Consider the following 12,317-nt stretch of genomic DNA (forward strand, 5'->3'; position numbering starts at 1 on the left):
TAAAATGAATCTAAAACAAGAACAAGTCTTTTTTGAAGGCCAGAAGGAAAAGCTTCTCCAACAACATGAAGGGCAGTTTGTTCTTATCAAAAATCAAAAAATTCATGGTTTCTTCACAACTGAGCAAGAAGCTTATGAAAAAGGAATTGAATTGTTTGGTGCCCAAGAGATGTTCATCAAACAAATCTTAAAAAAAGAACCAAAGCATTTTATTCCTGCTTTTTCCACCACTCCTCATGCCCATTTATAATCATTTCTATCTGCTCGACAACAAATTTGATTCAAGATTACTCTTGGAAAAAGGCCCTATTGTAAATGGACCTGGTGGTTTTATTTCACTGGCATATTAATATTTTGGAGCTTCACAGTGGTTCCGGAGGAAAAATGAAAATTAGTATTATTATTTATTCTAATGATTCTGAAACGGTTTGGAATGTCTTTCGCTTGGCCAACCTTGCCCTGCAACAAAAAGATGATGTGAAGGTTTTTTTGCTAGCCAAGGGGGTAGAAGCTGAATCACTCGATACAGAAAAATTTAAAATCCGTGAACTTATGCAAACTTTTCTTGAAAAAGGTGGGGCCATACTGGCCTGCACCACGTGCATCAAATTGCGTCAACAAGAAGCCTCTGAGTTATGCCCGCTTTCAACCATGCAAGACCTCTACGACTTGATCAAAAATTCGGACCGAGTGTTAACGTTTTAGCTGAGTATCGACTAAACGATTTATTGAGTCGTAAGGGTGCCGGATTCGCTACCACTCATTGAAAAGGCCTGATTGCAAATTTCGGCACAACCTGAAACAGAGCGAGAATACGTGGCCGAGCCTTCTGAAATGGTAATGGTAGCCAAATCAGCAAGATTCAACACCACGTCACAAATCTTTGTGGCATCGGAACTATCTTTAAAATAAAATTGCAAGCCCTGCGAACTGATCTCGGTATAAATTTGAAATACGCTATCTGAAACTTCGGAAATACTAGCAGAAGCACCCACGGTTCCATCGATGGTCATGTCTTGGGTAAAGCTCCCAGCGCCGGGGTAAAAAAGATCACAAGCAGCGGTTGCTGCCATGATGTTACTTGTCATATCAACCTTAAGGGTACAAACTCCACTACCATCACCATTGAAAGTGCTTCCATAGAGTTGCCCGTTAAAGCTAGTACCAGTAACACTGGGCAAACTTGCCTCGCTACAACTTGAAGTGGGGGTTGAAGTAATGGCCGACTCGAATGGAGGCTCCACCTGGTCGAACGAAACATTGCCTAAGGGTAAGCTTAGGCTTGAATTTCCGACTGAGAAAAGTTGCAACGCCACATTAGAAGAAGTGGTAGAAGTATTGGCAACATCGGTATCGGTAGGTTCATAATCGTTGACGCTACTATCGCCACCCCCTCCCCCACAACCCAAATAAATTCCAGAACTTAAAAGAATGGATAATAAAATTGAAAGGATGCCACCCCGTAAAACTCTCATAAAACCCCCCTCTTAGTCGCCCCTTAATAGCCCTATTGTAAAGAGATTGTTTAAATTTGGAAAGGTTTAATTTTTGGCCTTTCCCAAGAGCCTCAGGAGGCCATCCAAAATAGTCCAGGGGTGCGGGGGGCAACCGGGGATGTATAAATCGACGGGTAGTAACTTGTCAGCACCATTGTGCACGTGGGGGCTATTTTCAAACGGGCCACCTTGAATGGCACAGGCACCTACGGCAATGACGATCTTAGGCGCAGGGGTAGCTTCATAAGTTTTTTGCAAGGCCAGTTTCATATTTTCAGTTACCGGCCCGGTGATCACCAGGCCATCGGCATGGCGGGGCGAAGCTACGAATTGAATTCCGAACCGCGATAAATCAAAGACCACGTTGTTTAAGGCTTGCAGTTCTAAATCGCAAGCGTTACAGCTCCCGGCGTTAACCACACGGAGTTTTAAAGAGCGCCCCAAGAGGGACCGAATTTCTTTACCCAAAGCCGTGGCTAATTTTATTCCGTCTCCTTTCAAAAGGAGATCTTCGCGATTTCGAACCGCCATGGGAATTTCTTGGGAATAACTTACGGCACCATCGGGGCAAGCCAAAACGCACTCTTGGCAAAAGAGGCAGCGGCCTAAATCTAGCGTGGGAGGGTTGAGGGTAATGGCTGGGCATGCTGCCTCACAATCGTGACAGCCGTGACTACACTTTTCAGGATGAAAAACCGGCCGCCCCCGAAACCGCGCTGGCATGGTTATTTTTTTTGAAAAAGCAGCGGTTTGATAACCTTGTCGCCAACGATTTTTTAAAATGTCCCACATAATGATCTTTCTTAAAGGTCGTGGCCCGCATAAGATAAATTAAAACTCTTGTTGCAAAGGGGAAAATCTGAAATTTGGCCATCTCGCATGGCTAGACTTAAAGCCATCCAGTTGTGAAACGATGGATCCACAACTTTGTAGTGCACCAGCTCCCCTTGTTCATTGGTCAGGGCAAGATGAGCAATCTCACCTCGCCATCCTTCGATGAGGCTCACAGCGAACGCCGATGGCTTATAGCCCGTGCAGGGGCCAAAAATTTTCCCTGCAGGCAAGGCTTCCAGTTGTTCGAGAATAAATTCACAAGATCTTTTGCTTTCTAGCGATCGCACTCTGGCTCGAGCATAAACATCACCTGAGACAAGCCGCACCGGGGGAAGGTGCCGAAAGCGATAAGCACCCGTAGGGTAATTATAACGAACATCCCGCATCAAATTGCTGGCCCTAGCCGCCGGCCCCACGAGGCCCAAAGCCTTTGCCGTGTCTTGCTGAACCACTCCAGTGTGTTCTAATCTTGCCAAAACGGAGGAGGCGGAAAAAAAGAGTGCGGCAACCTCTTTCATTTCATGTTCAGCCAGGCTGACTCGTTTTTTAAAATCGAGTATCATTTCTTTGGTAAGATCAAACAAAACCCCACCGGGCCTCAAAAAAGATCGCCCGAAGCGATTGCCGGTTAATTCCATTAGTAAATTTAAAAACTCACCCCGCAGCCGCCCAAAGTAAGCAGCACTAGGAAGAAAGCCAACATCGGCAGACAGGGCGCTCAGATCTCCGGCATGATTGGCCAGCCTTTCTAATTCTAAGGCAATGGCTCGCAGCCCTTTGGCCCGCTGTGAAACTGAAACCCCAGAAAGCCCTTCGATGGTATGGCAGTAACTCAAGCCATGGCCCATGACCGTATCCCCGGCAATCGATTCAGCCAGCACGGCACGCTTAAGCGGAGCGGCGACGACCAAAAGTTTTTCAACCCCACGTTGCTGATAACCCAATTGTATTTCTAAATGAAAAACTTTTTCGCCATGGCACTGAAATCGAAAATGCCCAGGCTCGATGATCCCTGCATGAACCGGCCCTACGGCTACTTCGTGGATTTCTTCACCTTCTACTTTATAAAAAGGAAAGTTTGTTTGTTGGCGAACGGGCTTTAACCAAGGGTGCCCGCTAGGAGTAATCCCATTTTCTTCCGCCAGCTCTCTTTCAAAAAGATGGGCCTCGGGGAGTTCAGGGGTTAGTGAAGCATAACTTTTATTTTCAAGATGTAACCCCGCGATCTGTAACTCACCTTTCGCATCGATGCCTAAAATTCCGTAGATTAAAACGTCGTTTTGTTTTGCAACACCCAAGAGCGAAACGATTCTTCCTTCACCCGATTTGCAAGTCTCTAAAATCCAATGCCGCCAATCCGCTTCGCTCAAGATGGGAATGTCGGCTTCTGAAACCGATACGGAATTTTTGGTGGTAAGAAAATGAAAACTCATAAACCCCCACCGATTAAATGCGCCGCGGCTTGCAAAAAAGAAATCATAGGGGCTGGCAGGTAAAGGCCAAAAACCAAGACCAAGAGGGCTAGCAAGATGGGCGGGAAAAAGATCAGTCGCGAAGAGGATTCATGACGAAAGGAAAGTTGTTGCCGCTCCCCTTGTACCATTCGCAAAACAATCCTCGACATTGAAACAAAGATGATTCCCAAAAACAAAAGATAAAAAAAGCTCGACAGCCAATAACCTTGGTTAAGCCCGCCACGCAGGATTAAAAATTCACTAATGAAGGGGCTAAACGGCGGAGAGCCTGCAATGGCAAGGCCCCCAATTAAAAAAAGCCAACCCGATTCAGGCACGGTTTTCAAAAGGCCACGCACCTCGAAGGCATTTTTGGTGCGATAAGCAATCAAAATTTGTCCGGCGGTTAAAAATAGCAAACCCTTGGTAAGGGAATGATTGATCACATGCAAGAGCGTGCCAAACTGAACGCCCCACCCTACCCCCAAAGCCATGATCCCCATGTGTTCAACGCTCGAATAGGCGAGCATTCGTTTATAATCGCGTTGCCCGGTAATAAAAACCGCTGCGACAAAAAGCGAAATCAAGCCAAAGCAAACTAAAAGTTTTTGCGCAAAATCGCTCAACCCTGCTGCCATTAAAACTTGGTAAAAACGCAAAATCCCCAGAAAGGCGCAATTAAGCAAGGCCCCGGATAATAGTGCTGAAACTTGGGATGGAGCCTCGCTGTGGGCATCGGGCAGCCAGTTGTGAAGTGGGGCTAATCCCATTTTGGTGCCAAACCCAACCAAGATGAGAATGAATCCAATCCGCAACCAGCGATGATCTAATGAAGCGGCGTTGGCTATGAAGGTTGAAAAAGAAAGATCGGTTACACTTCCCTTGCCAGAAGCAATCACAAAGAAAATCCCCAAGAGCGCAATGGCTATGCCCACCGAACACATGAGTAGGTACTTCCATGCCGCTTCTAGCGCCTGATGATGGCGATGATAATAAATGAGCGGTGCCGAGGCAATCGTTGTGCCCTCAATGGCAATCCAAAGCACCCCGACTTGTGAAGCTAGCGTAGCCAGCGTCATAGCCGCTAGAAAAAAAAGCATGCAAGGCACATAGAGGTGGCTGACCCCTTCTTCGGTATATTTTTCACGTTCATGCTGAAAATAACCAAGGCTATAAATAGCCACTAAGAAAAAAAGTAGACTGATGATAGTTAAAAAAAGTAGGCCCAACGCATCGATCTGAATAAACCCTTGTAGCAAATTTTCGGTTGATCGAAGGTGAAGGGAAATAACGCCTCCGAAATGAAAAACCGCCCCTACGACAAGAAAAAACCGCCTTAGCCTTCGCTTCGCTTCTCCTCGAATGAAGAGCGTCAACAGTCCTAACAATATTGGCAAAGCCACCAGGGCAACGGGCATCATTTAACTGTCCTTCAAAGAAGTTAGCAACGTCGTGTCGATATGATCAAAGGTTCGGTTGATGTGGTAGATCATGATCCCCATGACAAACACACCCACCAGGAGATCGAGCAAAACTCCCATTTCAACAGTGATTGGAAATTCTTTAACCAGTGTCATTCCAAAAAGAAAAACCCCATTTTCTAAAACTAAAAAACCAATCACTTGAGTCACCGCCTTTTTGCGACTCACCAGCAGTAGAAACCCTAACAGCACCATGGATAGAGCCGCGGGAACAATCAGAGGGGTGTTAGCACCCGGCAGCCTAGAGAACACCCCTGAAAAAGCAATCACCACCACGAGACCCCCGGCCAATAGCGATAAATGCAGGCTCACCGTGGGTTCTATTTCTTCGCGAATAGAAGCCTCGCGCATGGAGCGAAACAACATAAAGGGAATTAATATAGCCTTGATGAGAAAAGTCCCTACGAATAATCCCAAGCTATGTGGGTCAACTAACGACCCACGAACCACCATGGGAAGTAGTGAAAGCAACGCCCCTTGCATCGCTGCTGCTCGAATACAAGAAGTAATTCTTCCCGAACCAAGAATAAAAAATGTGGAAAAGATGATCCCTATCAAAAGCCATTCCATAAAACTTAACCCTTTCCCATAAGAATGATGACCAGGGCAAAAGCGGTGGCCACAAAATTGGCAATCAATAGTTGTGGAATTTTAATAAGACGCAAACGAGCGTTGGCCGACTCCACCACGCCAATCAAAATGGCCACGCCCGTCATTTTCAAAACTGAACTGCCAAGTGCTAGCCAAAAAGAAGTTTCAGTGGGAGGCCAGAAGAGAGAGGTCAGCAACGCTATAAATAAGAACAGTTTCATCGCCGCCCCGTGGAGGATGAGTCCTAAATCGGGGCCACTGTAATCTAAAATCATCACTTCATGAATCATGGTAAGTTCTAAATGAGTGGTGGGATCATCAATCGGCATGCGTGAATTTTCAGTTAGCAAGATTAAGAAAAAAGCCCCGGCTAAAATTAAATAGGCTGGTGCCCAAAGGAAGTGATTTTTTGCCCACGCCAGCATACCACTTAATGAAGTCGAGTGCGTCATGGCGACTAACGAGACCACTATCAAGAAGAATGCGAGCTCGGTGAGGGCGGCAAAAGTGGCTTCGCGGGCAGCGCCCATGCCTTCAAAGCTTGAACCCACATCCATCGCTGCCAAGATGGTAAAAAATCGCCCCACTCCAAAAAGATAAGCCAAGAGAATGAAGTCGCCTTCAAAATGAATGGGGCTTGCCCCCACAACGGGCACCAACAGGCCACCCAAGAGAATGACAGAAAAAATAATCGGTGCTGCCATCCGAAGCACATAGGAAGCAGACCGGCTGTAGACCACGCCCTTGCTCCATAATTTATATAAGTCATAATAAACTTGAAAAAGGGGTGGCCCCTTACGACCGGCAAAACAAGCCTTGGTTTTGGCAATCACCCCAAGAAAAAAAGGTGGCAAAAAAAGCAGCAGAAAAAAATGAACGGCCCAGGTGTAAATTTTAAATTCCAAACCACACCTCCCAGAAAAATAGCAAAAGCAAAACCATAAAAATGAGCCCCAGGTGCCACTGAATTCTCGTTGGTTGCACCTTGCGCGTCATGGCAAATAGATTCGCAACGCTGGCAAAGAGAGGCCTAAACAAATTAGCTTCGGCACGATCTTCACTATATTCTGAAAACTGCGCTGTGGCTGGGAAAAGCGCGGTTGGTTTTTTGATATTCCAATCGAGCTTGAGTAAGCCACGGAAAATAACCGCGAGTGATTCGGCAAAAGAAGAAGCTGAATATTGCATCCGTGGTGAGGGAGCACGGTAGCCACAATCCCAGGTGACACTTTGTTTTTCTCCAAGCTTAACAATGCGAAACCGATGCAGCAAAATCAACCCGGCACAAAAGATGAGTAAAATAAAACCTAGGCTGCCGATGAATCGCAAAGAAAGAAATATATTAGCCGTTGGGTCTGGTAAAATAAACGCATGATAGGGTTGAAGAGTCGCAATAATCCAAGGCCAAACGGCTTGTGGAAAAATCGCAATACTAAGGGAGATAGCAGCCAAGCCTATTAATGGAAACGTATGTGTCCAGGAAGATTTTTTCCTTTCATAGAGTGTTTGGTCACGTGGCTCACCTAAAAGCGCCACTCCGATCACTTTAGTAAAGGCAGCTAAAATAAGCCCACCCGTCAATGCAATGCCAACAATCCCAGCAATCGATAGAAAGATTGAAAAACCAGTAAAACTTTGAATGCCGTGAAACAAGCCCTGATAAAGTAACCATTCGCTGATAAACCCATTCAAGGGTGGCAAACCAACGATCCCCAAAGCAGCAAAGATAAACAAGCCCCCGGTGGTGGGAATTATTTTAATCAGCCCACCCATACGTTCTAAAATTCGGGTGTGGGTGACATGCACGATAATGCCGGCGCCTAAAAAAAGCCCTCCCTTCAGCAAGGCATGGTTCCACACATGCAAGAGGGCACCCCCAAATCCTAGCAACGTTGTTATCGATTCTTGACGGGTGACTCCGATAAGGCCTAAACCTATGCCCATCACGATGATGCCAATATTTTCGACGCTCGAATAGGCCAAAAGTTTTTTAAGATCCTTTTGAACCAGCGCATAGAGAGCCCCCAGCACAGACGACAAAATACCTAAGCCCAACAAAACTTCTCCCCACCATAATGGAGGTGCACCTAAAAATGTTAAAGCCCGCAAGATTCCATAAATGCCGGTTTTGATCATCACCGCCGACATAAGAGCCGAGATATAACTCGGCGCTGCGGGGTGAGCATGGGGGAGCCAAACATGAAAAGGAAAAATACCGGCCTTGGTGCCAAAGCCAACGACAGCCAAGAGAAATAAAACACCCGCCAAGCGTGGAGACAATGCCCCGAAGCTAGCGAAATCGTAAAATGAAAAGGACCCCACTTGCTTAAAGAGCAAAACGAAAAAGGCCATCAGTAAAGCTGTAGCAAGATGCGTCGCAATAAGATAAATCCATCCGGCATGGCGTACCTCGCGGATTTCATGTTCGGAGGTTACCAGAAAAAAAGAAGCAAGCGACATGACCTCCCAACAAATCAGAAAAAAGAAGCCATCGCGCGCCATCACCACAGCCGCCATAGCGAGAATGAGCAAAGGGAAAAAAGGCAAACTGCCAAACAAAGTGTTTTGGCCCTTAAGATAGCCTAAACTATAAAGGGCAATAACCCCTGAGAGCACAAAAATAGCGATTAGAAAAAATGCACTCAACGGGTCGACACCAAGAGAAATGTTCAAGCTGGGAATAGGTGCACCAAAGTTTTGCGCCAACGACCTTCCGCTCGCCAACACCTGAATCGATGGGATCAACCCAAGCACTGACCCCACGAAAACCCCGCCACAACAACACCGCCGCTTGGCATCTTGATTTTTCAATAAACTCACCAGAACGGCAGCCATGAAAAAACACCCAAAGGATGTTAGCAAAAAAATCATGATTTCCCCTGCCCTTCTAGGCCTCGTTCAATCAAGCAGATTTTTTCTAGCAGTGGTTCTTTCGTTTCGCGCCGAATCAGCATGTCAACCAATAACGGATCACGTAGCAGATAAGCAACCCTGGCTAATAATTGCAAATGACCGCTAATGGTGGTGGAGAGCAGTAGAAAAAAAGTGTGCACCGGTTTGCCATCGATGGCATCAAAATCAATAGGATTGGTTAGAAAGCAAATCGATAAAGAGGGTTTGGTGATGGGTAAAACAATGGGATCCCGCACGTGGGGAATGGCCATGCCTTCGCCCACTCCGGTGGAGGCCAAAGTTTCACGGGCCAACAGCAGTTCAACTAATTCATTGGCTTTAAAAGATACTGGCAACTTAACCAATTGAGCTAAGGCAGCAAAGGCTTCGGCTTTGGTTTTGCCTGGAACTCCATAATAAATCCCCCCCTCTGAGAGCGCATTAACGAGCGACACTTCAGACAAAGCCTGCTTATCTTCCAAAATGTCTAAGGGGATTTTTAAACCGCTCGCTCGTGCCCATTCTAAGAGCATAGTACGGCTGATGCGGTACTGATCTTGAATCTTATGGGCGGCCAAGCCCTTTTCTTTAATCCAACGATAAACCGTTTTTTCAGATACCTGAAATAACCGAACTACATCGCGTACGGTTAGATCCATAAATTCAATTCTCCAGAGAACAATGGGCGCCTATTTACACTTTCTTGAATCGATCCGTCAAGAGGGTAGCAATGGAGCAAGTAAGGTTTTAGACAAAAAGTTTGTAGAAAAGTTAATTATAAAGTAGACAGTAAGCAATCAATTTCGCTGGCTTAACAGATGAAACACAAATTTATTTATCTTATTTTATTATTTGTTTTGTTTGAATTGACGCAGTGCTTTTCTAACCCTTTCTCTAAAATCGGCGAGCCAAAGAAAACCTTTCATGGTATTTTGACAATTCCCAATATTGAACAACAAGAGATCATTATTGGGATTCTTAAAAAGAGGCTCAGCGCTAGCAAACTAAAACTATCTCGAATAACACCCTTAAGCCAAAACCAATTGGATGTTCAAATTTTAAATGTTACATCTTTAGAAAATATCCCGATGTTATTAACGGAGATAGGCCATCTTGATTTTTATTTGGAATTAGACCCTTCCCAAAAAATGGCCCTTACTCCCATTTTTAAAAAATTAAATTTAGATTCCTTCTTCATGAGCGACATGGGACAAAATAAACGCTTCAGCCTTAAAACCCAAGAGGCAAAATCTTTGTGCCAAACATTAAATTCCGAAGAGGCGATCACGCGGTATCCACTTCCCGTGTCTTTGAAACTTGACCTATATTAATTTAAGGGTTTGCAATGACAACATCTAAAATAAATGCGCTTCTCTTATTCCTTATCTTATTAGACATGACCCTCGCTTTCACCGCTTATTGTCTTCCACAATTTTGGTTTACCCTTTTTCATGGTACACCCTATGTGGATCCCCAGGGTTTGCTACGAAGGACTGCCGGCAATTGGCTCGCCTTTGCACTCCTGCAAATCCTCGCTTACCTTCGATGGAAAAACCAACCCTATTGGCTGGTTTTAGTCGCTGGAGTACGTCTTAGTGATATTTTTACCGATTGGTCGTATCTTTACTTTGCTCAAAACTTAACGTGTTTTGGCGGTTTTAGTCTTTTTATTGCATCACCTGCAAATTTATACTTTGGATGGTTTTTGCTGAAAGGTTCGAAAATCCTTGGAAGACCCACGGGAGAGAGAAGGAAGCAAGCGGGCTGAATTGAGAATAAAAACAAGCTCAGAACTCACGTGAATGAGGGCTGCAAGGATCGGGTTTAAAAAACCCAAGGCTGCCAAGACAACGCCCACGCCATCTACCAGCAAGGTGCCCACAAAATTGGTCATAATAATTCGGTAACAGCGCTTCGCAATCTTCAACGTATCAACAAACTTAAGCAGATCATTGCCAAGTAAAATAACATGGGCACTCTCGCGCGCAATGTCGGCGCCCGAACCCATGGCAATGCCAACATTGGCCTGCATCAGAGCGGGTGCGTCGTTGATACCATCACCTAACATAGCTACCTTTTTTCCAACCTCCATACGAGACTTCACCCAATTCAATTTTTCCTCTGGCAAAAGTTCAGCACTCACTTCATCAACACCCAACTGCCTTGCAATACCTTCGGCAATATTCACTTGATCGCCCGTTAAAAGCGCCACTGCAAATCCCATGTGTTTCATTTGACTCACCGCGGTTGTGGCCTCAGGCCTTAACACGTCGGCCATGTGGATGCCTCCCAGTAAGTGTCCACCTCGTGCCACCAACACCTCGGTTAGATGCCCTGGGGGAAAGGACAAACCCACAAGATCGACTCCATGGTCTACACATAACGCCCGACTACCTACCAACACTTTCTGACCCTGTAACTCACACAGAATACCCTTCCCCGGAATGTAATGAAAACGCTCTGGCCTCTCATTTAACGTACCCGTCGTTTTGCCAACAATCGCTTTGGCCAATGGATGTTCAGAGAAATGCTCCACCATGGCAGCGGTTTGAAGAACCGTTTGTGAATCATACCCTGAGCAAGGCACAACATGGATCACCTCTGGCGCCCCAAGGGTCAAGGTACCCGTTTTGTCTAAGACAATGGTGTCCACTGCATTCAGCGCTTCCAAATAAATTCCGCCCTTAATAATGGCCCCTTGTCGCGCAGCCAGCCCAATCGCACCCAAGATGGCAAGCGGTGTACCCGCTGCAACGCCACAAGCCCCCATGACAATAATGACCGAAATCGTGGCCCGAACATCGCGGGTTAAAAAGTAGGTCAGGGCTGCACACCCTAAGGCAAAGTAGACAAGATAGCTTGCCAATCGATCAGCTATTTTTTGAATAGGTGCACGAAGCTTCTCTGCACACTCCACGGCTTGAATGATTTTACCAAAGGCCGTGTCTTCGCCAATACCCGTGGCCTGCACCTCCAAAACCCCCGATTGATTCATGGTACCTGCAAATACCTTTGTGCCCGTTACCTTTTCAACAGGAAGTGATTCACCCGTAACCGTTGATTGATCTACAAAAGAATGTCCGCTCGTAACCACGCCATCTACCGGAATGCGCGAACCAGGTTTAATGACCACTCCATCGCCTATGAGGAGTTCAACCGCACGAATCTCGCTAATATGGCCGCCTCGAGCCACAACAGCCTGTTGAGGCAAATAATCAAGCAGCGACTGAATAGCTGCCCGCCCTTTTCCAACCGTTTTATGTTCCAGCACTTCAGCGATCAACACGAAGAACACAATGACCAAGGCTGTTACAAATTCCCCAATACCCAAAGCTGCAACCAATGCTATGGTCATGGAAAGTTCCATGGTCATTTGTTTTTTCTTGAGGGAGGAAAAGGCTTCTTGGAAAATAGGATAACCACCCAGCAGAGTGGCCACAACCCCGACCAAACTAAACTGCGTGAAAGGCTCAAACCAATGAAACCAAACCGCTAAGATGGCAACACCCACCAATCCAATGCGAATCAACTCGGGCCATTCGGGATGAGAATGAAAGTCATCATGCATA

At 46.0% G+C, this 12,317-nt stretch carries 12 protein-coding genes; 3 read left to right on the plus strand and 9 right to left on the minus strand.

What is annotated here, in order from left to right:
* Positions 1-4: 4 nt before the first annotated feature.
* Together HYU97_05220 and HYU97_05225 are read left to right on the plus strand one after the other, a co-directional pair.
* The gene (locus HYU97_05220) at positions 5-250 is read left to right on the plus strand and encodes a hypothetical protein (GenBank protein ID MBI2336143.1); all 246 of its coding nucleotides are present in this window, start codon (positions 5-7) and stop codon (positions 248-250) included.
* 134 nt (positions 251-384) lie between these two features.
* Positions 385-705, plus strand: a complete 321-nt coding sequence (locus HYU97_05225; GenBank protein ID MBI2336144.1) for a DsrE family protein — start codon at positions 385-387, stop codon at positions 703-705.
* 20 nt (positions 706-725) lie between these two features.
* Here HYU97_05225 and HYU97_05230 read toward each other — a convergent pair whose 3' ends face one another.
* From HYU97_05230 to HYU97_05265, 8 genes are all read right to left on the minus strand, one after another.
* A complete protein-coding gene (locus HYU97_05230; GenBank protein ID MBI2336145.1) occupies positions 726-1,475 on the minus strand; it encodes a hypothetical protein in 750 nt (249 codons plus the stop codon).
* 66 nt (positions 1,476-1,541) lie between these two features.
* Entirely contained in the window at positions 1,542-2,288 is a 747-nt protein-coding gene (nuoB, locus tag HYU97_05235; protein ID MBI2336146.1) for an NADH-quinone oxidoreductase subunit NuoB, read from the minus strand.
* Positions 2,289-2,299: 11 nt separating this feature from the next.
* Positions 2,300-3,763 (minus strand): NADH-quinone oxidoreductase subunit C, encoded by a 1,464-nt coding sequence (locus HYU97_05240; GenBank protein ID MBI2336147.1) that lies wholly within the window; start codon positions 3,761-3,763, stop codon positions 2,300-2,302.
* Positions 3,760-5,202, minus strand: coding sequence for an NADH dehydrogenase FAD-containing subunit (locus HYU97_05245; protein MBI2336148.1), 1,443 nt, complete (start codon positions 5,200-5,202; stop codon positions 3,760-3,762). Before HYU97_05245 ends, HYU97_05240 begins: the two co-directional genes overlap by 4 nt.
* A gap of 3 nt (positions 5,203-5,205) precedes the next feature.
* A complete protein-coding gene (locus tag HYU97_05250; GenBank protein ID MBI2336149.1) occupies positions 5,206-5,835 on the minus strand; it encodes a hydrogenase in 630 nt (209 codons plus the stop codon).
* A 5-nt stretch (positions 5,836-5,840) separates the two neighbouring features.
* The gene (locus HYU97_05255; GenBank protein ID MBI2336150.1) at positions 5,841-6,749 is read right to left on the minus strand and encodes an NADH-quinone oxidoreductase subunit H; all 909 of its coding nucleotides are present in this window, start codon (positions 6,747-6,749) and stop codon (positions 5,841-5,843) included.
* A 1-nt stretch (position 6,750) separates the two neighbouring features.
* Positions 6,751-8,691, minus strand: coding sequence for a hypothetical protein (locus tag HYU97_05260; GenBank protein MBI2336151.1), 1,941 nt, complete (start codon positions 8,689-8,691; stop codon positions 6,751-6,753).
* Positions 8,692-8,723: 32 nt separating this feature from the next.
* Positions 8,724-9,407: a PTS sugar transporter subunit IIA gene (locus HYU97_05265; protein MBI2336152.1), complete on the minus strand. Its 684-nt coding sequence runs from the start codon at positions 9,405-9,407 to the stop codon at positions 8,724-8,726.
* A 159-nt stretch (positions 9,408-9,566) separates the two neighbouring features.
* On the opposite strand from HYU97_05265, the gene HYU97_05270 reads away from it, so the two are divergent.
* Positions 9,567-10,079 (plus strand): hypothetical protein, encoded by a 513-nt coding sequence (locus HYU97_05270; protein MBI2336153.1) that lies wholly within the window; start codon positions 9,567-9,569, stop codon positions 10,077-10,079.
* 356 nt (positions 10,080-10,435) lie between these two features.
* Here HYU97_05270 and HYU97_05275 read toward each other — a convergent pair whose 3' ends face one another.
* Positions 10,436-12,316, minus strand: coding sequence for a cation-translocating P-type ATPase (locus HYU97_05275; protein MBI2336154.1), 1,881 nt, complete (start codon positions 12,314-12,316; stop codon positions 10,436-10,438).
* Between the last annotated feature and the right edge of the window lies 1 nt (position 12,317).

The organism is Deltaproteobacteria bacterium (assembly GCA_016183235.1).
Classification (GTDB): Bacteria; UBA10199; UBA10199; order DSSB01; family JACPFA01; genus JACPFA01.